The sequence below is a fragment of the Glycomyces artemisiae genome, assembly GCF_003002955.1.
Classification (GTDB): Bacteria; Actinomycetota; Actinomycetes; order Mycobacteriales; family Micromonosporaceae; genus Glycomyces; species Glycomyces artemisiae.
The window spans coordinates 219349-239215 of the sequence record NZ_PVTJ01000007.1 but is presented as its reverse complement, the minus strand read 5'-3'; the positions used below and the strand labels follow the sequence as shown (position 1 = coordinate 239215).

Annotated in this window: 23 protein-coding genes; 12 read left to right on the top strand and 11 right to left on the bottom strand. The window is 71.1% G+C overall.

Annotated elements, in window-relative coordinates:
- The first annotated feature begins 33 nt into the window (after positions 1-33).
- The 4 genes from B0I28_RS18755 (at position 34) to B0I28_RS18740 (ending at position 2651) form a co-directional block, all read left to right on the top strand.
- Entirely contained in the window at positions 34-420 is a 387-nt protein-coding gene (locus tag B0I28_RS18755) for a nuclear transport factor 2 family protein (RefSeq protein ID WP_106365368.1), read from the top strand.
- An 88-nt stretch (positions 421-508) separates the two neighbouring features.
- The gene (locus B0I28_RS18750; RefSeq protein WP_181245858.1) at positions 509-1222 is read left to right on the top strand and encodes an SMI1/KNR4 family protein; all 714 of its coding nucleotides are present in this window, start codon (positions 509-511) and stop codon (positions 1220-1222) included.
- Between the two features lie 104 nt (positions 1223-1326).
- Entirely contained in the window at positions 1327-2067 is a 741-nt protein-coding gene (locus B0I28_RS18745; RefSeq protein WP_106365366.1) for a class I SAM-dependent DNA methyltransferase, read from the top strand.
- A complete protein-coding gene (locus B0I28_RS18740; RefSeq protein WP_106365483.1) occupies positions 2067-2651 on the top strand; it encodes a mycothiol transferase in 585 nt (194 codons plus the stop codon). The genes B0I28_RS18745 and B0I28_RS18740 overlap by 1 nt, the downstream gene beginning before the upstream one ends.
- Here the strand turns inward: B0I28_RS18740 and B0I28_RS18735 are convergent.
- Genes B0I28_RS18735 through B0I28_RS18715 form a run of 5 tightly spaced genes read right to left on the bottom strand, consistent with a single transcriptional unit; the run spans position 2648 to position 5737 of the window.
- Entirely contained in the window at positions 2648-3229 is a 582-nt protein-coding gene (locus B0I28_RS18735) for a nucleotidyltransferase domain-containing protein (RefSeq protein WP_106365365.1), read from the bottom strand. The two genes, B0I28_RS18740 and B0I28_RS18735, sit on opposite strands and share 4 nt — an antisense overlap.
- Positions 3226-3624 (bottom strand): VOC family protein, encoded by a 399-nt coding sequence (locus B0I28_RS18730; RefSeq protein WP_106365364.1) that lies wholly within the window; start codon positions 3622-3624, stop codon positions 3226-3228. Before B0I28_RS18730 ends, B0I28_RS18735 begins: the two co-directional genes overlap by 4 nt.
- A 39-nt stretch (positions 3625-3663) precedes the next feature.
- The gene (locus B0I28_RS18725; protein ID WP_106365363.1) at positions 3664-4386 is read right to left on the bottom strand and encodes a GNAT family N-acetyltransferase; all 723 of its coding nucleotides are present in this window, start codon (positions 4384-4386) and stop codon (positions 3664-3666) included.
- Between the two features lie 39 nt (positions 4387-4425).
- Positions 4426-5307, bottom strand: a complete 882-nt coding sequence (locus B0I28_RS18720) for a sulfotransferase domain-containing protein (RefSeq protein WP_245889034.1) — start codon at positions 5305-5307, stop codon at positions 4426-4428.
- Between the two features lie 40 nt (positions 5308-5347).
- Entirely contained in the window at positions 5348-5737 is a 390-nt protein-coding gene (locus B0I28_RS18715) for a winged helix-turn-helix transcriptional regulator (RefSeq protein ID WP_106365362.1), read from the bottom strand.
- 162 nt (positions 5738-5899) lie between these two features.
- Here B0I28_RS18715 and B0I28_RS18710 point away from each other — a divergent pair, with 162 nt between their 5' ends.
- The 3 genes from B0I28_RS18710 (at position 5900) to B0I28_RS18700 (ending at position 8467) form a co-directional block, all read left to right on the top strand.
- Positions 5900-7351: an MFS transporter gene (locus B0I28_RS18710; RefSeq protein ID WP_106365361.1), complete on the top strand. Its 1452-nt coding sequence runs from the start codon at positions 5900-5902 to the stop codon at positions 7349-7351.
- Between the two features lie 91 nt (positions 7352-7442).
- The gene (locus B0I28_RS18705; RefSeq protein WP_106365360.1) at positions 7443-7883 is read left to right on the top strand and encodes an Rrf2 family transcriptional regulator; all 441 of its coding nucleotides are present in this window, start codon (positions 7443-7445) and stop codon (positions 7881-7883) included.
- Complete coding sequence (locus tag B0I28_RS18700; protein WP_106365359.1) at positions 7880-8467, top strand: NIPSNAP family protein; 588 nt, start codon at positions 7880-7882, stop codon at positions 8465-8467. The genes B0I28_RS18705 and B0I28_RS18700 overlap by 4 nt, the downstream gene beginning before the upstream one ends.
- Positions 8468-8479: 12 nt before the next feature.
- Here B0I28_RS18700 and B0I28_RS18695 read toward each other — a convergent pair whose 3' ends face one another.
- The 3 genes from B0I28_RS18695 to B0I28_RS18685 are packed head-to-tail and all read right to left on the bottom strand — an operon-like array spanning position 8480 to position 9883.
- Positions 8480-9022 (bottom strand): RNA 2'-phosphotransferase, encoded by a 543-nt coding sequence (locus tag B0I28_RS18695; RefSeq protein WP_106365358.1) that lies wholly within the window; start codon positions 9020-9022, stop codon positions 8480-8482.
- 6 nt (positions 9023-9028) lie between these two features.
- On the bottom strand, positions 9029-9454 hold the full coding sequence (locus B0I28_RS18690; RefSeq protein ID WP_106365357.1) for a hypothetical protein: 426 nt from the start codon (positions 9452-9454) through the stop codon (positions 9029-9031).
- Between the two features lie 48 nt (positions 9455-9502).
- The gene (locus B0I28_RS18685; RefSeq protein ID WP_106365356.1) at positions 9503-9883 is read right to left on the bottom strand and encodes a DUF1304 domain-containing protein; all 381 of its coding nucleotides are present in this window, start codon (positions 9881-9883) and stop codon (positions 9503-9505) included.
- Positions 9884-10037: 154 nt separating this feature from the next.
- Here B0I28_RS18685 and B0I28_RS18680 point away from each other — a divergent pair, with 154 nt between their 5' ends.
- A complete protein-coding gene (locus tag B0I28_RS18680; protein ID WP_106365355.1) occupies positions 10038-11672 on the top strand; it encodes a hypothetical protein in 1635 nt (544 codons plus the stop codon).
- Positions 11673-11704: 32 nt separating this feature from the next.
- On the opposite strand, the gene B0I28_RS18675 is transcribed toward B0I28_RS18680, so the two are convergent.
- From B0I28_RS18675 to B0I28_RS18665, 3 genes are all read right to left on the bottom strand, one after another.
- Complete coding sequence (locus tag B0I28_RS18675) at positions 11705-12499, bottom strand: FHA domain-containing protein (RefSeq protein WP_106365354.1); 795 nt, start codon at positions 12497-12499, stop codon at positions 11705-11707.
- 60 nt (positions 12500-12559) lie between these two features.
- Positions 12560-14344, bottom strand: coding sequence for a serine/threonine-protein kinase (locus B0I28_RS18670; protein ID WP_106365353.1), 1785 nt, complete (start codon positions 14342-14344; stop codon positions 12560-12562).
- Positions 14345-14416: 72 nt separating this feature from the next.
- Complete coding sequence (locus tag B0I28_RS18665) at positions 14417-15544, bottom strand: Gfo/Idh/MocA family protein (protein WP_106365352.1); 1128 nt, start codon at positions 15542-15544, stop codon at positions 14417-14419.
- Between the two features lie 168 nt (positions 15545-15712).
- Between B0I28_RS18665 and B0I28_RS18660 the strand changes: the two genes are divergently transcribed.
- From B0I28_RS18660 to B0I28_RS18645, 4 genes are all read left to right on the top strand, one after another.
- Complete coding sequence (locus B0I28_RS18660) at positions 15713-17098, top strand: extracellular solute-binding protein (protein WP_181245857.1); 1386 nt, start codon at positions 15713-15715, stop codon at positions 17096-17098.
- 63 nt (positions 17099-17161) lie between these two features.
- Positions 17162-18097, top strand: coding sequence for a carbohydrate ABC transporter permease (locus tag B0I28_RS18655; RefSeq protein ID WP_106365351.1), 936 nt, complete (start codon positions 17162-17164; stop codon positions 18095-18097).
- Positions 18094-18984, top strand: coding sequence for a carbohydrate ABC transporter permease (locus tag B0I28_RS18650; RefSeq protein WP_219926852.1), 891 nt, complete (start codon positions 18094-18096; stop codon positions 18982-18984). Before B0I28_RS18655 ends, B0I28_RS18650 begins: the two co-directional genes overlap by 4 nt.
- A complete protein-coding gene (locus tag B0I28_RS18645) occupies positions 18981-19865 on the top strand; it encodes an NAD-dependent epimerase/dehydratase family protein (protein ID WP_106365349.1) in 885 nt (294 codons plus the stop codon). Before B0I28_RS18650 ends, B0I28_RS18645 begins: the two co-directional genes overlap by 4 nt.
- Positions 19866-19867: the final 2 nt, after the last annotated feature.

Below are 19867 nucleotides of genomic sequence, written 5' to 3'. Positions count from 1 at the left end.
GACAGCACGGCTCCGGCTGCATGCTTGGGAACCATGAAGCCGCTCAACATCACCGCAGACCCCAAGCAGTTCATCGCCGACTTCTACACCGGATTCACCCACGACCTGCTCAGCAGCGACGAGGACGCGGCAGTGATCGTCGACCGCTACCACACGCCTGACATCGTCCAGGTCGCCGACGGGAACCGCATCGACCGCCAGAAGCTCATCGACCACACCCGCCCGGTCCGCAAGAACCGGCCCGCCATCCGCATGGAAGTCCACGAAGCGGTCGTGGGCGGCGACCGCCTCGCCGCCCGCTACACCCTCCACTCTTCGCAGCGCGGCAAAGACATCGCCATCGAAGTCCACCTCTTCGGTCGCTTCAGTGCCGACGGCCGAATGAGCCAGGCGCACATGCTCACCCGCGCGATCACCTGAGACCGTAATCCGCTCGACCCGCTTCCGCGAAGCCCCCGCTGATGCCGAAGTCGCGATGTTGTCGGGCGGGAACCCTATGATCGGTGGCGTGGCTGAAACCGATGACCGCTCCTTTGAAGGCATCGAGAGCGCTTGGGCCCGAGTTGAAGCGGCCTTGAGGCGTGTCCTGCCCGATTCGCTGCCGCTGCTCGCGGGACCGGCCGCGGCGTCGGAGATCGACGCGATCGAGGCGGCGTTGGAGGTGGTCCTGCCGCCCGATTTCCGGGCCAGCCTCGGCATCCACAACGGATCGAACTTCGGCGGCCCTGCGCCGGTGCCGCTCGACCACTTGTTCAGCGCGGGGGAAATCGTCGCGATGACGCAGGCATGGGACTCCGAGGAGGACTCGGACCTCGACAGTCCTCCCGTCATGGCCTACCTGATCGATAGAGGCATGCTCCACGTGAGCGGGCCGGTGCGGCCGACGTCGAGCCTCAGGAACAGGGTGGTCGTGGGGACGATGAACGGCGATGTCAACTGGTTCATCGACCTCGACCCGCCGGAAGGAGGGACGCCCGGGCAGGTGGTGCGCCTCGACATCGAGTGCAGTCAGTGGGACGTCCTGGCCCCGTCGTGGACCGCGCTGCTGGTCCGCTACGCCGAAGACCTGGAACGGTCCGCCGATGACCCCGAGCGTTCCACGCTCGTCATCGATGAGCTCGGCCCAGCGTGCGAATGGGGCATCGATCCGGTCGACAAGCCGCCGCGTCCGGCATGGCTGCGAGACGTGCAGGCGCGCCCGCCGAGGACTTGGACCTGGTGACCGCGGACGGCGGACCTTGCCGCGACGGCATGGCCGGGTCTCGGGCTTTCAAGCACGTTGATATTCCGCTCGACAGGGCTGCGGACCTGGGGAATCCTGGGGCGATGGAATCGAACGACATCTGGGACGCCGAGACCGCCCGCAGGTACGACACTCCCGGCGAGGGCATGTTCGCGCCGGAGGTGCTCAACCCCACGGTCGATCGCCTCGCCGAACTGGCAGAAGGCGGCCGCGCCCTGGAATTCGCGATCGGGACCGGCCGCGTGGGCGTGCCGCTCGCCGAGCGCGGAGTGCCGGTGACCGGGATCGAGCTGTCGCCCGACATGATCGCGCAGCTGCGCACCAAAGTGGACGAATTCGCGCTCCCGGTGCTCGAAGGCGACATGACCGCAGTCCGCGCCCCCGGCGAATTCCGTTTGGCCTACCTGGTGTTCAACACCATCTCGAACCTGCTCACCCAGGACTTGCAGATCGAGTGCTTCCGCAACGCGGCCCGCCATCTCGTCCCAGGCGGGCGCTTCGTCATCGAACTCTGGGTCCCCGAACTGCGCGCGCTGCCGCCGGGCCGCAAGGCGACCGTCGGCGTCGTCGAGGACGGCTACATCCTCCTCGACACCTACGACCCGCTCAACCAGCACGTCGTCTCCCACCACTTCACCTTCGACGACACCCGCCAGGCCCGCCTCGGCCGCTCCCCGCACCGCTACATCTGGCCCTCCGAACTCGACCTCATGGCCCGCCTCGCCGGCTTCGAACTCGAATCCCGCCATGCCGACTGGCAGGGCGGCGAGTTCACCGCCGAGTCGCCGTCCCACGTCTCCGTCTACCGGCTGCCCGCGGCATGATCGACGACGAACTGGCGAAAGCCGACCTGCACGGGCGGCTCCGGCAGGACCGCCAGGCGCTGCTGTGGAAACTCGACGGCCTGTCCGAATACGACTCCCGCCGTCCTCTGACCGCCACGGGCACCAGCCTCCTCGGCCTGGTCAAGCATGTCGCCACCGTCGAAGCCTGGTACTTCGGCGCGGTCTTCGACCGCCCGTCCCCCGAGCCGCTCGGCCGCTGGCAGGACTCCGACGGCGGCGACCACTGGGCTCACGAGCATGAGACCCGCGACCAGATCACCGCCTTCTACCGGCGCACGTGGGAGCACTCAGACGCCACGATCGACGCCCTCCCGCTCGACGCCCCCGGCCGCGTCCCCTGGTGGACCGAGCCCCACGCCGACACCAACCTCTTCCTCGTCCTGCTCCACGTCCTCGGCGAGACCATCCGCCACGCCGGCCACGCCGACATCCTCCGAGAATCCCTCGACGGCCGAACCGGCCTCCGCCCCGAACACGAACAACCCATCAACGAACCGGCCCGCGCCGCCCACCGTGCAGAAATCGAACGGGCCGCCCGAGCGGCCGCCCGGATGGAGCCTTAGCCCGCCGTCCGGAGGGCTTCGTCGAGCCAGGCGCGCTGGGCGGGGGTGAGGATCGGCAGGGCTGCTTGGAAGTCGAGTTCGTCTTTGGGGCGGGGGGCTTTGGATTTGTAGAAGAGTTGTATCTCGGGGACGAGGTAGGGGAGGTTGTCGTCGGTGGTGCGGCCGATGTCGGCGATGGGGCGGCGGATTCGGGGGTCTCGGCGGGAGACCCAGTGGTCGCCGTCGGCGTTGTCGAGCATGAACTGGAAGGACCAGGGGTGGTCGGAGGTGGGGCGGCACCAGATGTCGTGGACGTGCTGGGGGAGGAGTTCGCCTGGGAGCCAAGGGCGGAGGGTCCCGGGCGGGGCGGCGGCCCACCATTCCCAGTCGGGGAGGACCGCTTGGATTGCGGGATGGTCGCGGTGGAGCATGAGGACGTCGACGTCGTTGTGAGGCCGGACGGGTCGGCCGACGGCGAGTTCGATCGCCCAGCCGCCTGCGATCCACCAAGGGGAGTCGAGGGGCGCGAGGAGGGCGTGGACTTCGTCGAGGGGCGGCGGGTCCCAAGCCCCCGCCGGGTCGGCGACCGGGACGGTCATGCTTCCGGGCCTCCCTTGGCGGTCCACCAGTCGCGGACCAGGCAGAACGGGTGGCCCGCCGGGTCGGCGTAGACGCGCCAGCCCTGCTGGTCGTCGAGGAGCGTGGCGCCGTTGGCGAGGACTTCCGCTTCGGCCTCATCGAGGTCGGGGACGGCGAAGTCCAGGTGCATCTGCTGCGGGCGCGCGGGATCGGGCCACTGAGGCGGCCGGTAGTCCTCGACCGGTTGGAAGAGGAGCGCGAACCCGGATTCGAGGTGGAGGGTCGCGCTGCCGTCGGTCAGGGACCAGCGCTTGTCGGGCCTGTTGACGTCGCCGCCGAGGATGGACTGGTAGAAATCGGCGAGTGCCCTGGGATCGGGGCAGTCGAGGACCACGCATTCGAAGTGTGCCTTCATCGCAGCATCGTAGATGCTGCCGGGCTGCGGGGAAACGGTTTATTCGGGGCGCAGGTGGAAGCTCAGTTGGGCGCCGAGTTGCCGGAAGCCGAGGGCGCTCGCGACGCGGCGGGAGGCTTCCGGGCGCGCCCGCCATTGGGGGAGAAGGCCGGCGGTGAGCGCGTGGTCGACCGCGGCCGCCGCGGCCCGTTTCGCGAGGCCGCGGCCGCGCGCCGCTTCGGCGGTCAGGATGCACATGTGCGCCGTCGCGCCCGGCCATGCCCGGTAGCCCGCCACCGCCGTGATCTTCCCTTCCTCGCGCACGACGAACGCCGCAGAGGTGATCTCGCCGATCCCGCTCTCGTCCGCGTCGCCCACGCCCACTTCCTTCAGCAACGCTTGAACATCCGGGTCATCGGGAGCGACCTGCTCGATGACCTCGGGTCGCGTCGGGACGAAGTGCTCTCGCGAGAGGTACGCCAGCGTCGCCGGGCCCAGCACCGCCTGGATCGGCAGCACTGATTTCAGGACGTCGGACTGGGTGAGTGATGCAACCGAGATGCTGCTCAGCGCCTCCTGCACCGGCTTGAGCGCATCCTCAGTCGGGACGGTCGCGATCGCCGCATCGCCCAGCACCACGATCCCGACCCACCCCGGCGGGCACATCTTCGATCCTGGAGAGGCGACCACCTGCACCCCCGGGCCCGACGGGAACGCCACGGGCGCAGCGGCGAGCAGTTCCCAGAGGGCTTTGGCGCGGGCGGTCAGCGAGTCGTCGGCCATGACGCGATCCTTTCATCCGGCAAGCCGATTCCGAAATGGTCAAGGGCGGTGGAGCCAGGCCGAGAGGTCCTCGGGGATCAGGTCGGCCACGCGGGCCTCGTACGCGGCGAGTTCCTCGGAGGCGAGGAGTTCGGCGGCGGCACCTGAGGTGCCGCGGCGGAAGAAGGCGACTTTGCTTCGCATGAGGCCCTTGGGGTCCGGGGCGCGGTGCTCCGCGTTGGCCTTCATTTCGGCGAAGCTCGCGGCCTTGACGAGGGCGGGCCAGCGTGATTCGGGGACGTCGATGTCGAGATAGGCGGCGATGCGGCGCATCTCGCCTTCGAGGTCGGCCGAGAGGTCGGCGTAGTGGACGAGGAGGAGGTTCGGCTCCTCGCGCCGCGCCCAGGCGTCGCCGAGATGCGCCATCACGCCCGGCAGCATGTCGAGGTCCTCGCGCGGGCCGTTCTCGGCGCGGGTCCAGTTGACGACCCAGTCGTGCAGGGAGAGTCGGTTCTTCTTGGACGCGGGGACCGGGACGCCGGTCAGTTCGGCGATGCGTTCGCGGATCAGGTTGGAGCCCTGGTGGTAGAGCGAGACGGCCGCGTCGAGCGGGTGCCGGGCGACGACGATGTAGCGGGCCGCGGGGTGGATCGGGAGGCCGTCGAGCGGGGTATGGGTCTTGATGAAGCGGCGGTGGTCCTGGGCGGCGAGCTTCGCGTGGACCTCGTCGACCGGCGTGATCGTCCAGTCGAGCCAGGGCGAGAGCTCGGGCAGCGGCGCGGGCAGGTCCGGGGTCTGGAAGACCAGGAGGGCGCAGATCATCTGCGTCCAGGTGGTGCCGTGCTTGGAGCGGGTGCTGATGACGATGTCGTCGTCGCGCATCGGGAAGGACAGCCAGCGCCGGCTGTCCTCGTCGTGAGAGCGGTAGCGGTGCGGGGTCACCGCGCGAGTCTAGAGGCGCTGCGCCGACCGCTCAAGGCGATTACGCGGCGGCGACGAGGGCGTCGTAGCGTTCCCTGGCCTCGATGATGTCGGGGCGGTGGCGTTCGGCCCATTCGAGGAGGCCGGTGAGGTGGCCGTAGAGCTCGCGGGCGGAGTCGGTGGCGCTGTACTCGACCTTGGGCGGGACGGTGGGGTAGACGGTGCGGGTGAGGAGGCCGTCGCGCTCCAGGTTGCGGAGGGTCAGGGTGAGCATGCGGCGGCTGATGCCGGGGATGCTGCGCTCCAGCTCGGTGTAGCGGACCGGGTTGCGGATGGCCGCGACCAGGATCGAGACCGACCACTTGCCGGCGACGCGGTCGATGATCTGGACGATCGGGCACGCCTCGACCTGCACGTCGGACATCGGGGCGTCGTCGCATTCGTTCGCCATGGCATGTGCTCCACTTCACAGAGCGGCACTCAGGGGGATGACCTGGAGAGGAACATCCGTGTATCCCCCGGTACATGAAAGTGCCTTCTTACGGACGGCTCCATTGGAACACATGATTGCTCCAGGAACAAATCGTTCCCCAAGAGCTGAAGGAGCCCCGCAATGCCGACCGCGACCGAAGCGAGTCTGAGCCGCCGCTGGCTCACCGTCATGGTCCTGCTCGCCGCGCAGGTCATGATCATCCTGGACCAGAACATCGTCACGATCGCCCTCCCGGCCATCCGCGACGCCCTCGGGTTCTCCCCGTCGAACCTGGTGTGGACCGTGAACGCCTACGTGATCCCGTTCGGCGGCCTCCTGCTCCTCGCCGGGCGCCTCGGCGACCTCCTCAGCCGCAAATGGGTCTTCATCGCCGGGCTCGCGCTGTTCACGCTCTCCTCCGCGGCCATCGGGTTCGCCGACACGCAGGGCCTGCTCCTCGCGGGACGCTTCGTGCAGGGCATCGGCGGCGCCGTCGCCTCCGCGGGCCTGCTCGGCATGGTGGTGATGCTGCTGCCCGAGCCCGCCGAGCAGGCGAAGGGCATCGGCGCGTTCGGGTTCGCGTCCGCCGGGGGCGGCGCGCTGGGCAGCGTCGTGGGCGGCGTCCTCACCGAGTCGATCGGGTGGGAGTCGATCTTCTTCACCAACGTGCCGCTCGGGGTGATCGTCGGCGTCCTCGCCTGGCGCCTGCTGGCGAACGACCGCGGCATCGGCCTCAGGGCCGGGGCCGACGTGCTCGGCGCGGTCCTGGTCACCGCGGGCGTCATGCTCGCCGTCTACACCCTCATCGGGGTCGAGCAGCAGGGCTGGGACTCGCCGCGCACCATCGGCTTCGGCGTCCTCGCCGCGCTGCTCCTCGCCGGGTTCTTCGTCCGCCAGGCGAAGGCCGCCGCGCCGCTCGTGCCGCTGCGGATCATGTTCTCCCGCAGCGTCGCCGGGGCGAACATCGCCCAGGCGCTCATGGTCGGCGCCGCGTTCGGGTTCATGTACTTCACCGTGCTGTACCTCCAGCAGGTCCTCGGCTTCCAGCCGCTGCACGCGGGCCTCGCGTTCCTGCCCGCCCCGCTCGTGATCGCCGCCGTGTCGCTGTGGGTCGCCCCGCGCCTGCTCACCCGGTTCGCGCCCCGCAAGATCGCGATCGCCGGCCTCGCCGTGATGGTCCTCGGGTTCGTGCTGTTCGCCCAGATGCGCGCCGACGGCGCCTACCTGACGGACGTGCTCCCCGGGATGGTCACCGCCCCGCTCGGCTTCGGCCTGACCATGCCCGCCCTCATGACCCTCGGCATGGCCGACTCCAAGCCCGAGGACGCCGGCGTCACCTCCGGCCTGTTCAACACCGCCCAGCAGGTCGGCGGCGCGGTCGGACTCGCGGTCATCAGCACCGCCGTCTCCGCCCGCACCGCCTCGCTCCTCGGCGGCGGCGCCGCGCAGGCCGAGGCCCTCACCGCCGGGTACCGGCTCGGGTACACGATCGCCGCGGTCATGGTCGCCGTCGCGCTCCTCGTCGCCGTCACCGTGATCCGGGTCCGCAAGACCGAAGCGGCCCAAGCCGAACCGGTCCCCGTCACCGTCTAGCCCTCCCCACTGGGCCGCCGTCCCCCGCCGGGGACGGCGGCCCAGTCGTAACCGTTTCTGTTACGATCAGCGCGACCGGAAGGAGGCGGCCATGGCGGCCAACAGCAGACTCACGATCGCCGTGCACGTCCTCGCGTGGATGGCGCTGGCGAAGCGCCGCGGCCGCGAGATCATGACCTCCGACGAGATCGCCGCCAGCGTGGCCACCAACCCCGTGATCGTCCGCCGCAGCCTCGGCGACCTGCGCGAAGCCGGGCTCGTCGAGTCCCGCCGCGGCGCCGGCGCCGGGTGGCTCCTCGCCCGCGAACCCGCGGCGATCACCCTCCTCGACGTCCACCGGGCGATCGGCGCCGAACCGCTCTTCGCCCTCCACGCCACCGAACCGAACCTCGATTGCCCTGTCGGCCTCGGCATCCGGCCCGCGCTCACCGAGGTCTACGCCGCCGCCGACGCGGCCGTGGCGCGCGAACTCGCCGGGCGCACCGTCGCCGACGTCCTCGCCGAGACCCTCACCCATCAGGAGCGACCGTGATCCCCTGCCACGTCTATGAACTGCGCCAGTACACCCTCCACCCCGGACGGCGCGACGAGCTCGTCGAATTGTTCGAGCGCGAGTTCATCGAGCCGCAAGAAGCGGCGGGGATGCGCATCGTCGGCCAGTTCCGCGACCTCGACCGCCCCGACCACCTCGTGTGGGTCCGCGGCTTCCGCGACATGGAGACCCGCGCCGCCGCGCTCGCCGCGTTCTACGGCGGCCCCGTCTGGAAGGCGCACCGCGACGCCGCCAACGCCACCATGCTCGACTCCGACGACGTGCTCCTGCTCCGCCCGGCCTACCCCGGCGCGGGCTTCCCCGCGCCCGGCGGCGCCGAGGCGGGCCGCTTCACCGCCGCCGTGCACCGCAACGAACCCGGCCTCGCCGACCGGTGCCGCCGCCGCATCGGGCCGCTCGCCTGCCTGGAGACCGAGCCCGCCGAGAACACGTTCCCCGCGCTGCCGGTGCGCACAGGGGAGGACGTCCTCGTCTGGTTCGCCGCGGGCGACACCGCGCACGACCTGCCCGAACCGGTCCAGACGCTCAGGCTCGAACCCACCGCCGGGTCCCGGCTCCGTTAACTCGCCCCCGGCTCACTCCGGGAACGCGATCGCCCACGGCGGCACCGACTCCGTCAGCCACACGCCGTTGTCCGACCGGAAGAACACATGGCCCTCAGCGGCCATGCCCGCCGCATCCACCACCAGCACGACCGGCCGCCCGCGCCGCGAACCGACGCGGACGGCCGTCGCGTAATCGGGCGACAAGTGGACGTCGTGGCGGGCCATCGCCTTCAGGCCCTCCGCGCGGATCGCGTCCACGAACCCCTCGGCCGTCCCGTGGAACAGCTCCGCGGGCGGGTCGAGGGGCTCCAAACCGAGATCGACCTCGACGGTGTGGCCCTGGTTCGCTCTGATGCGGCCGTCGCGGATCGTGAAGCGCCGCTTGTCATTGCGCTCCACCACCTCGTCCAGCTCCGCGCGGGTCACGCGGAACCGCTGCCGCTCCAGGGCCGCGAGCAGCACGTCCACGTCCACCCAGCCCTGCGCGTCCAGCTCGATCCCGATCCGCTGCGGATCGTGGCGCAGATGCCGCGACAGGTACTTCGAGACCTTGACCACCCGCCGGTCGTCCATCGCGGCCTACTGCTGCGGGGCCTGCTGCTGCGCGGCGCCGACCGCCTGCACGACCTGCGCGACCTCCTCGGGCCGGCCGATCTTCAGGTTCACCTTCTTCTGGCGGCCGTCGGGCAGGATGCGCAGCACGTTCGTGCCGTCGAACCACAGCCGCTCGCCCTTCGCCGCGCCGTACGTCGCGGCCTTGAAGCCCAGCGGCGAGTGGAGGTAGACCGTGCCGGTCGCGGGCTCGTACGACGCGTACGGGTTCGAGAACGTCAGGATGCCGACCAGCAGGAACAGCGGGCCGGTGATGATGCCGATCGCGAACGCGCCGACCAGCAGGTTCAGTACGCCGACCACGGTCCAGACGGCGCCGACGACGGTGAACAGCACCGGGTACCAGGTCTTGTACCGGACCTTCAGGGTCTGCGGGGCGGGCGGATACGTCATGGGGCACTCCGAATCTTCAGGGGAAGGGGGCGCCGCCAGCCTACAAGATCACAGCTGCGTCACCGCGAACACGAGTGCGAGCAGCGGGAACAGCCCCTGCTTGAGCGCCGAGGACGCCATCGACCGGTCCCGCGCCACCAGCACCAGCGCCGCCAGCAGCATCGAACCGCACGAGGAGACCACCAGCGTCCACCCCACTGCGGGCTCGGTCCGCACCAGCACCGCGCCGAGCAGCGCCCCGATCGCGAGGAACAGGTTGTACCAGCCCTGGTTGTACGCCCACGGCTTCACCGCCTCCAAGTCCGCCGGATCGGTCTTGAACGTCCCCTGATGGACCTTGGGATCGGCGAAGCGCACGCTCTCCATCACGAAGATGTACACGTGGAGCAGCCCGGCGAGGGCGGCGAGGACCTGAACGACCAGAAGCATGGATGCAGTCTCGCCGATCCGCGCCGATCCCGCCAGCGTTCCAGCTCAAAGCGGCTGCCGCCCTCGACGGCTCCGAGTCGCCCGCGGCGCCGACCGGGACCGGTCCCGGGCCGCGCGTGGTCTCCTGAAGGCACCGCCGACCGAGGAGCGCCCCGTGTACCCCGAAATGTCGCCCCCGCAACCGCATCAGGAGCCGTCCCCGGACCGGGTCGTCGCGCAGCCGCCGCCGCCCCGGTTCGAACGCGAGCCGCAGTCCGAGCCGCTGGGGCCCGAACCGCCGCGGTTCGAGCCGCAGCGGCGGCCCCCGTTCGTCCCCCGCCCCGTCGACCCGGTCGCCGCCATCGTCGGGAACGCGACCGCACTCGGCCTGGGCTACATGCTCATGGGCCGCGTCCGCCTCGCGCTGGCCGCGATCGCCGGGACCGCGCTCCTGTTGCTCCCGCTCGCCGCCGATCCCGGGAACCTGGCCTGGCGGTACGGGTTCGGCACCTGGTGGGTCCTGATGTGCTTCCACGCCTGGCACCTCACCCGCCGCACCGAGGCCGCGCTCCTCGAAGGCCGCCGCAAGCGCATGCGGCTCATCGCGACCGGCGCCGCCGGATTCGTGCTCCTCGCGGTCGTCGGCTTCCACCTGGACGCGTGGCGGACCGTGCGCGGCGCCGAAGCCGACCACGCCGAAGGCGACTGCGCGAGCGCCGTCGAGACCCTCGAAGGGCTCGACGCCGTCGACCGGATCACGAACGGCCCCATCGTCATCGAAGGGGAGGAGCAGCTGGAGGCGTGCCGCCTGCTCAACCGGGCCCGCGCCGAGGGCCTCCTCACCGGCGCCTCCACCATGGAGGACTACCTCGCCCACCCGGCCGCGCTGTGGGACGGCGCCGGGCCCGAGCGCGCCGCCATGCTCTTCGACGTGGCCCGCGGCGGCGACCCCGCCGAACCCCTAGAAGCCGGATTCGCGCAGCTCACCGACACCCTGGCCGCCGACCCCGGCCAGTCCGACCGCGTGCGCGGCACCGTGGAGCAGCTCATGGCCGACCTCGCCGCCGACACCGCGCCCTGCGAGGCCGTCGCCGTGGACGACTGGATCGCCGGACAGACCTCGGACGTCCCCGAGTTCACCGAACCGGTCGCCGCGGCCGCCGACGCGGTGCCCCTGCGTCTCCTCGACTGCGCCCGCTCCCAGTCCGCGCACGACGAACTGCAAGCGGCCCAAGCGAGCTACCAGCGCTTCCTGGCCGAGTACCCCGGCCACGCCGAGGCCGCCACCGCATCCGACGAGGCCTACGAGGTCGACTCCAGGATCGAGTTCGGCACCGTCTCGGCCCTGCTCGACGCCGACGAGTACTGCCAGGCCCCCGCCCCGTGGCGCGGCGCCCCCGCGTACTCCGGGTCCGGACCGCATCCGATGTGGATGATCGGCCTCTCCGGGTCCCAGTACGGCATGTCCGACTCGTGGCTGGCGGACACGGTCGAGGAGACCCAGATCGTCACCTGCGTCGACGGCCCGAAACGGGGGAAGCACCTCGACACCTGCTACTACGAGAACCCGCTCAGCGACTACTTCAACAGCGAGGTCGACTTCTACGCCTCCCGCTTCGACGTCAAGGTCTTCGCGCTCCGCACCGGCGAGCAGGTCGACTCGTACACCGTGCAGTTCGAGGGGGACCCCTGCCCGGAGGTCCTGGAGTACTACACCTACAGCGGCATCGACACCGGCCCGCCGGGCACCGTGGAGGCCGAGGTCAGCGACGCCCAGGTCCGCAGCGTCTTCGAGCGCCTCCAGGACTGAGGCGGCGGCCGCGCCCGCCGGGCGCGGCCGCTTCAGTCCTCGCCGAGGACCCGCAGGTCCGGCGGCACGAGCGTGCGCGTGTGCAGCAGTTCGGTGATGAGGTTGTGGTTGAGCATGTTGCCCACCGGCTCGCCGACCTCCTCGCGGGTCAGGCCCGGCACGCCCGCGCCCGACAGGCGCCTGCGCACGTTCGCCACGAGGTGCTCGACCTTCTTGGGCCGCCACGCCTCCCCGCCGCCGAGCCCGCTCAGCTCGACGGCGACCTGCTTCCACGACACCGGCTGCGGGTACGCCTCGTGCAGCAGGTACCGCTGCGCCAGGCACACCAGCGCCAGCCGCTCGTCGGCGTCGAGGCGCCACGGCCGGTCCTTGAGCGTCGCCGCGCCGGGCGCGGGCGGCGGGAGCCTGCCGTCGTCGCCGGAGACGTACAGCTCCACCAAGTGCCTGCGCCTCGCGGTGCCGCTGATGAACACCGGCGTGTACCCGGTCAGGACCGGCACCGGCTCGTCCTCGGGGAACAGCGTGCGCGAGCCGGGGAGCTGGAGCGGCAGGTGCCCGGTGTTCGCGAGCCACCAGTGCCCGCCGACGCGGGCGACGCGCCCGTGCGCGCGGCTGACGCGCCGGTCGTCCTCGCCCACGCACACGTGCACCTCCGGCCGGTTCCGTCCGAACAGGACGACCCGGTCCTCCTTGGGCCGGAACCGGACCCCGCCCGAGACGGACAGCGCGTAGATCGTGCCCGGCACGGCGTCGGCGACCCCGAACGCCAGGCTCGCGTGGTCGGGCGGCAGCGGTTCCAGGCCCTCGACCTGGGGGATGTCAGTCATTTCGGCCTCCGGAATCCTTCCCGCCCACTCTGCCACGCCCCGCTCGGGACCACTCCCGGATCAGGCGTCGGGGAGCGCCTCGGCGGCGGGTTCGGCGAGGTCCACTGCGAGCGCGCACCGGTCCTCCTGGGTCTCCTCATCGCCGAACACGATGAGCCGCAGGAACTCCGTCGTCGTGGTCCCGTCGCCGTCGGCGCTCGGGTATGAGCGGTTCACGACGCTGACCAGGCACGAGTCGGGGTACCAGTGGTCGCCCTCGACGAGCGCCGGGCGCCCGCCGATCTCGACGACCTCGCCGTCCTCTGCGGTCGGCGGGTCGGCGCGGTCGAACTCCAGGCTCACCTTGCGGTCGCTGGTGGTGCTGTACCACTCGCACTCCCAGTCGCCGAACCCCCGGTACGGCGAGTGGGCGTTGACGCCCGGGAACCGCTCCAGCGCTTCGTCTCCGAGCAGCTCGCACGCGTCGAGGCCGTACAGCGACGCGGGGTCTTCGGGCGCGCGACGGGGAATCTCGCCGTGGTCGAGGACCGCGAGCGCGCCCGCGACCGCCGTGTCGGCGATCGCGCACAGGTCGCTCTCGCCGCTCTCGTCCTGCCCGGCGTCGATCGACAGGAGGTTCGTGCCGTCGGGCAGCACCAGGGTCCGCTCGCACTCGTCGTGCTCGCCCTCGTAACTGATCACGCCGATCGGGCCTTCCATCCTGGTCGGTCCCCGCTCGGGCTCGGCGGTGCTGACGTAGAAGTACAGTTCGACGTCGACCCAGCCGGTCTCGGTGTCGAGGAAGACGTCGCAGCGGTTGAAGTTGCCGTAGTCGGAGTCCAGTCGGGCCCTGCCGTACACGCTGAGCGCCTCGGCGTCGAGGAGCGCGCACGGGTCGGCGGTGCGCGGGTCGCCCACGTAGTCGACGGGGAGGCCGCCGGCGGCTGGGTCGCCGCCCGATTCGGCGGGCCGCAGCGCGGGCCACAGGACGGCGGCGAGGACGACCAGGGCCGAGGCCGCGGCGGCGGCCCAGATCCATTTGCGGCGCAAGGGGGCGCGGGACCGGCCGCTGACCGGTTCGCCGGAGAGTCGGGCCAGTTCGGCATGCGCGTCGCCGATCGCGACGCGGCGCTTGGGGTCGGCTTCCAGGAGGCGGTCGAGGACCGGTTCGAGCGTTCCGGCGCGCTTCGGGGCGACCCGGTCGCCCTGGGCGGTGCGCCACAGCAGCGCGTGGGCGTTGCCCTCGCCGAACGGGGAGGTGCCTTCGACGGCGTGGAACAGGGTGGCGCCCAGGGAGAAGACGTCGGCGGCGGCGGTGTAGCGGCCGCCGCGGACCACTTCCGGCGCGACGTATCCGGGGGTGCCGGTGACCGCGCCCGTTCCGGTGAGCGTCGGCTCGGCGTGGACCTGGCGGGCGATGCCGAAGTCGGCGAGCTTCGCCTGCCCCTGCTCGGTGACCAGGACGTTCGCGGGCTTGATGTCGCGGTGGAGGATGCCCTTGGCGTGCACGGCCTCCAGGCCGCCCGCGAGCTGCGCGCCGTACCTGGCCGCGGTCTCGGCGTCGACGGTGCCGAGGTCGGCGAGGGAGCGGCCCGCGACGTACTCCATGACGATCCAGTGGTCGCCGTCGTCCTCGGCGAGGTCGTGGACGGTGACGACGTTGGGGTGGTTCAGGCTGGCGAGAGCCTGAGACTCCTTGCGCACCTTGGCGGCCGCGGCGTCGTCGCCGCCGGACAGGGCCCGTTTCAGCGCGACCGGCCGGTCGTGGAGCCGCTGGTCGGCCGCGCGCCAGACCTCGCCCTGGCTGCCGGAGCCGAGGCGCGCCTCAAGCCGGTACCGCCCGCCCACAACCTGCCCAGTGCGCACTGGCCGCTCCCACCGAAAACCCGAATCGCCCCCATGTGCCTGCCTCCACCCTAATGCACCGGAGCGAAACGGTTACTCCCCAACAGGAGCGGTGGACCCGGTATGCGTCTCCTGATCGTCGTAGGCGCCGTCGAGGACGTCGGCCACGAGGATCGGCTTCCCGAGGGTCGCCGACAGGTAGACCGCGCGCACGGTGGCGAGCGCCAGGAGCCCGTCGTCGAGGGTCACCCACGGATCGCGGCCCTCGCGCACGGCCGCGGCGATGTCGGTCCACTGCGTCAGGTGCGGGTTCGCGTACCCGCCCTGCGGCGCCTCGGCGGCGTCGCGCAGCTCGCGGGCGACCTGGTCGCCCTCAAGGCCCTCGGCGTCCCTGGTGTGCAGGAACGTCAGCTCGTCGGCGGCGATCACCGCCGACCCGTCGGTGCCGTGGACCTGAAGGCGCACACCGAGATCGGGGTACGCGGTGGTGGTCGCGTGGAGCGTCGCGAGCGCGCCGCCCTCGAAGCGGAGGATCGCGACGGCCACGTCCTCGACCTCGATGCGCTCGTGCCCGAGGCGCGCGGTGTGGGCGGTGACCTCGACCGGGGTCCCGAGGAACCACAGCAGCAGGTCGAGGGTGTGCACGCCCTGGTTCATGAGGGCGCCGCCGCCGTCGAGCGCCCAGGTGCCGCGCCAGTCGGCGGAGTCGTAGTACGCCTGGGTGCGGTACCAGTCGACGTTGGCGACCGCGGAGGTCACGGTCCCGAAGCGGCCCGCCTTGAGCGCGTTGTGGACCGCGAGCGACGCCGGGTCGTGGCGGTGCTGGGAGATGACGGCGACGACCTGCCCGGGCCGCTCGGCGGCGGCCGCGCGCAGGCGCCGGGCCGGGCCCATGGCGACGTCGAGGGGCTTCTCCACGACGACGTGGACGCCCGCTTCCAGCGCCTCCAGGGCGAGGTCGGCGTGGGTGCCGCTGAGGGTGCACACGGCGACGACGTCGATCCCGCCCGCCGCGAGCGCCGACGCGAGGTCGGGGTGGACGCGCGGCCTCGGCCGCCCGAGGCCCGCGAGCTGCTCGGCGACCGCCTCGGCGGCGGGCGCGTGCGGGTCGACGAGGGCCGCGACCTCCAGGTCGGGGGAGTGGGCGGCCACTTCGGCGTGGAGGCGGCCGATGACGCCGCAGCCGACGACGGCCACGCGCAGGGGTGCTTCGGTGCTCATGCTGCTTGTGCTCCTTGGCATTCGGCGGTCGGAGGGAACGCGGTCCGGGGCGGGTCCAACACTAACGGCCCGCACCGGGTTGACTTACTAACACTAATGGAGTTAGTTTATCGGCACCACGACGACCGGCCCGAACGCCTCACGGGCCAGAACCCTTCAGGAGTTTCAATGATGAAACTGTCCAGGCGCCATGTGCTCGCGGCGGGCTCCAGCGGCGCCGTCCTGGCCGCCACCGCCGCCTGCTCCGACCCCGGCGCCAACGGCGCGACCGAGGACCTCGACCCCGCCGCCGACGTCACCATCTCCGTCGGCGACCAGCCGACCGAGGACAAGCCCGAAGAGCTCGCCGCGTTCAACGACCGCGTCGCCGAGTTCGAGGCCGCCAACGCGAACATCACGATCGAGCCCTCCCCGGAGGTCTGGGAGGCCCAGACCTTCCAGGCCAAGCTCGCCGGCGGCACCCTCCCCACCGTCATGGGCGTGTCCCTCACCTACAGCTACGAGCTCATCGAGAACGGCCAGCTGCCGAACATGACCCCCTACCTCGACGAGCTCGACCTCACCGGCGACCTCAACCCGCTCGCCCTCGACAACGTCAAGGACGACGACGGCAACGTCTACACCATCCCCACCGGCCTGTTCTCCGTCGGGATCGCCTACAACCGCAACGTCTTCGAGCAGGCCGGGCTCGACCCCGACGCCCCGCCCGCCACCTGGGACGAGGTGCGCGCCTTCGCCCAGCAGATCAAGGCGAACGTCCCCGGCGTCACCCCCTACGCGCAGATGACCACCAACAACACCGGCGGCTGGATGCTCACCACCATGACGTACGCCAACGGCGGGCGCATCCAGGACGACGCCGGGACCGAGTCCGTCATGGGCGAGGAGACCATCGCCGCGCTCCAGCTCCTCCACGACATGCGCTGGGTCGACGACACCATGGGCCGCGAGTTCCTCTACGACCAGGAGAGCGTGCGGCAGGCCTTCGCGGGCGGCACCATCGGCATGGTCCTCCAGGCCCCCGACGCGTACGACACCCTCGTGCGCGACTACGGCTTCGACCCCGCCCACTTCGGCATCGGCCAGCTCCCGCAGGGCGGCTCGGGCGCCAACGGCACCCTCACCGGCGGCACCCTGAAGCTGTTCGACGCCAAGGCCACCCCGAACCAGCTCCTCGCCGCCGCCAAGTGGATCAAGTACTACGACTTCGACAAGTACTACGACGAGGCCGTCGCCCTCGACGACGCCGAGACCAACGCGGCCGCGGGCAACCCCGTGGGCCTCCCCGGCCTCCCGCCGGTCTCGCAGGAGATCTACGACCGGTACCTGGGCTGGATCGAACCGCACATCAACGTCCCCCTGGAGCAGTTCGCGGGCTACACCTCCTCGACGCTGCCGCTCATCGCCGAACCCCCGGCGGGCACCCAGCAGACGTACGCCGCGCTCGACCCGGTCGTGCAGCAGATCCTCACCGACGAGCACGCCGACATCGCCCAGGCCGTGGCCGACGCGACCGAGGTCCTCAACGGGATCATCGCGCAGGCCGCGCGGTAGGGACCGAGCCGCCGGCCGGGCACCGCGCCGGGCCCGGCCAGCCCTCGGAAACGGAGACCACCCATGACAAAGACGCTCGAAGCCGCCGCGCCGGTCGCCAAGCGCCGCAAGCGGTTCAACGCCGCGCGCTGGGCCCGCGGAGGCGGCCTGCACGCCGTGCTGCTCGCCGTCCCGGTCGTGCTCGTCTACGCGTACTTCAGCTGGGGCCCGGTGATCCAGGGGCTCGTCCTGAGCTTCCAGAAGACCAACCTCATCCAGCCCGCCGAATGGGTCGGCTGGTCGAACTTCACGTACGTCCTCGCCGACCCCGGGCTCGTCCAGGCCTCGCTGAACACCGCCTACTTCGCGCTGCTGGCCCTCGTGTTCGGCTTCCCGGTCCCGATCGTCCTCGCGGTGCTCGTCAACGAGCTGCGCAAGTACGACGCGCTGTACAACGCGCTCGCCTACCTCCCGGCGATCGTCCCGCCGGTGGCAGCGATCCTGCTGTGGAAGTTCTTCTACGACCCCGACGCGACGGGCATGTTCAACACCGCGCTCGGCTGGATCGGCCTGGGGCCCTTCCCGTGGCTCAACGCCGAGCACTCCGCGATGCCCTCGATCGTCCTGTACGCCACGTGGGCCGGGGCCGGGTCCACCGCGATCATCTACATCGCGGCGCTGTCCACAGTGCGCACCGAGCTGTACGAGGCCGCGGAGATCGACGGCGCCGGGATCTGGCGCCGCGTCTGGCACATCACCCTCCCGCAGCTGCGGAACGTCATCTTCGTGATGATGCTCCTCCAGCTCATCGGCACGTTCCAGATCTTCACCGAGCCGTTCCTGTTCACCGGCGGCGGCCCCAACAACGCGACCCAGACGATCCTGCTGAAGATCTACAACTACGCGTTCGTCAACGGCGACTTCGGGGCCGCGACCGCCCTGAGCGTCCTCCTCGCGCTGTTCCTCGGCCTGCTCTCCGTCGCCTACTACTTCGTCACCAAGCGATGGAGCACGTCATGACCGAGCTCAAGGAACGCGGCGTCGTCTCCGCCTCCGACCGCAGGCGGCCGCTGGTGCGGACCTGGTTCGGGATCGCGCAGACGGCCCTGCTGATCGTCCTCATCGTCTCCGGCCTCGGCCCGCTCCTGTGGGCCGCCAAGGCCTCCGTGTCGCCGAGCAACGACATCGTGTCCGACCCGATGGGCATCTGGTTCAGCCCCAACGACTGGGGCAACCTCGCCCTCGCCTGGAACGGCGCCCGGATCGGGCAGTCGCTGGGCAACACCGTGATCCTCGCGGTCGGGTCCACACTGTCCACGCTCATCGTCTCCGTCGCGGCGGCGTTCCTGCTCAGCGTCCTGCGCCCCACATGGGGCCCGTGGCTGTCGGGCGCGATCCTCGCGACCCTGTTCCTGCCCGGCGTCGTCTCGTTCGTGCCGCTGTACCTGACGATCCTCGACATGCCGCTGCTGCACGTCAGCCTCCAGGACACGTTCTGGGCGGTGTGGCTCCCGGCCGGGGCCAGCGCGTTCAACGTGGTGGTCCTCAAGCGGTTCTTCGACTCGATCCCGCGCGAGTACATGGAGGCCGCCACGATCGACGGGGCCGGGCCGCTGCGCATCCTCACGCTCGTGGTGCTGCCGCTGTCGCGGCCGATCCTCGGCGTCATCGTGCTGCTGTCGATCGTGGGCTCGTGGAAGGAGTTCCTGTGGCCCATGCTGGTCCTGTCGAACCCCGACCTCCAGCCGGTGTCGGTGATGCTGCCGCGGCTGGCGACGGGCAATTCGCCGCTGGCGGTCCAGATGGCCGCCGTGTTCCTGTCCATCATCATCCCCGTGGTGCTCTTCGCGATCTTCCAGAAGCAGTTCCTCCGCGGGGTCGGCACCGCAGGAGGTGTGAAGGGATGACGTCCCTCAACGGCGCCCGGGTCCTCGTCACGGGCGCGTCGGGCCGGATCGGGCCCGTCGCGGTCGCGCACCTGCGCGCCGCGGGCGCCCAGGTCACGACGCTCTCGATCCAGGAGAACCCGGCTCTGGAGGCCGAGCGGGTCCTGGTGGGCGACACCAGGTCCCAGGAGGACGTGGCGACCGCGTTGGAAGGGGCCGACTTCGTCGTCCACCTCGCCGCGCTCGCGCACCGCGACATCGCCCCGGCCTACGACGTGTACTCGGTGAACGTCGTGTCGACGTTCAACGTGCTGGCCCAGGCCGGGGCCGCCGGGGTCGCGCGGGCCGTCGTCGCGGGGTCCATCAACGCCTACGGGCTGCCGATGAACCGCCACGACGTGACCCCCGCGTACTTCCCGCTCGACACCGACATCCCCGTCGACATCGCCGACTGGTACTCGCTCTCGAAGCACCACGGCGAGGGCACCGCGCGGATGGCGTGGCGGCAGTGGGGGATCGACGTCGTCACGCTCCGGTTCCCGCACGTCCACGACGAAGCGGCCCTGCTCGCCCAGTCGAAGCAGCACGAAGCGGACCCGCGGGCGGGCCTGCGCGAGGCCTGGTCGTACCTGCACACCGAGGACGCCGCCCGCGCGATCGTCCTGGCGCTCACCGCGAAGACCACGGGCGCGCACGCGTTCTTCCTGGCCGCGAACCACACGAACGCGCCGTACCGGACCGAGGCGCTGCTGGAGGCGTTCGCGCCGCACACGCCCCGCCTGCGCCGCTTCGTCGGGCGCGAGGTCCCGATCGACCTGACGCCCGCGCGCGAGCTCATCGGCTTCGAGGCGCACCGCGACCTGCCCGTACCGACGCTCGACCTCCCGGCCGAGTTCAGGTGACC

Coding starts and splice junctions, on each gene's coding strand:
- B0I28_RS18755 (WP_106365368.1), top strand. CDS start 34: ATGAAGCCGCTCAACATCACCGCAGACCCCAAGCAGTTCATCGCCGAC.
- B0I28_RS18745 (WP_106365366.1), top strand. CDS start 1,327: ATGGAATCGAACGACATCTGGGACGCCGAGACCGCCCGCAGGTACGAC.
- B0I28_RS18735 (WP_106365365.1), bottom strand. CDS start 3,229: ATGACCGTCCCGGTCGCCGACCCGGCGGGGGCTTGGGACCCGCCGCCC.
- B0I28_RS18710 (WP_106365361.1), top strand. CDS start 5,900: ATGCCGACCGCGACCGAAGCGAGTCTGAGCCGCCGCTGGCTCACCGTC.
- B0I28_RS18690 (WP_106365357.1), bottom strand. CDS start 9,454: ATGACGTATCCGCCCGCCCCGCAGACCCTGAAGGTCCGGTACAAGACC.
- B0I28_RS18715 (WP_106365362.1), bottom strand. CDS start 5,737: ATGGCGAACGAATGCGACGACGCCCCGATGTCCGACGTGCAGGTCGAG.
- B0I28_RS18685 (WP_106365356.1), bottom strand. CDS start 9,883: ATGCTTCTGGTCGTTCAGGTCCTCGCCGCCCTCGCCGGGCTGCTCCAC.
- B0I28_RS18675 (WP_106365354.1), bottom strand. CDS start 12,499: ATGACTGACATCCCCCAGGTCGAGGGCCTGGAACCGCTGCCGCCCGAC.
- B0I28_RS18655 (WP_106365351.1), top strand. CDS start 17,162: ATGACAAAGACGCTCGAAGCCGCCGCGCCGGTCGCCAAGCGCCGCAAG.
- B0I28_RS18650 (WP_219926852.1), top strand. CDS start 18,094: ATGACCGAGCTCAAGGAACGCGGCGTCGTCTCCGCCTCCGACCGCAGG.
- B0I28_RS18660 (WP_181245857.1), top strand. CDS start 15,713: ATGATGAAACTGTCCAGGCGCCATGTGCTCGCGGCGGGCTCCAGCGGC.
- B0I28_RS18730 (WP_106365364.1), bottom strand. CDS start 3,624: ATGAAGGCACACTTCGAATGCGTGGTCCTCGACTGCCCCGATCCCAGG.
- B0I28_RS18665 (WP_106365352.1), bottom strand. CDS start 15,544: ATGAGCACCGAAGCACCCCTGCGCGTGGCCGTCGTCGGCTGCGGCGTC.
- B0I28_RS18645 (WP_106365349.1), top strand. CDS start 18,981: ATGACGTCCCTCAACGGCGCCCGGGTCCTCGTCACGGGCGCGTCGGGC.
- B0I28_RS18695 (WP_106365358.1), bottom strand. CDS start 9,022: ATGGACGACCGGCGGGTGGTCAAGGTCTCGAAGTACCTGTCGCGGCAT.
- B0I28_RS18725 (WP_106365363.1), bottom strand. CDS start 4,386: ATGGCCGACGACTCGCTGACCGCCCGCGCCAAAGCCCTCTGGGAACTG.
- B0I28_RS18705 (WP_106365360.1), top strand. CDS start 7,443: ATGGCGGCCAACAGCAGACTCACGATCGCCGTGCACGTCCTCGCGTGG.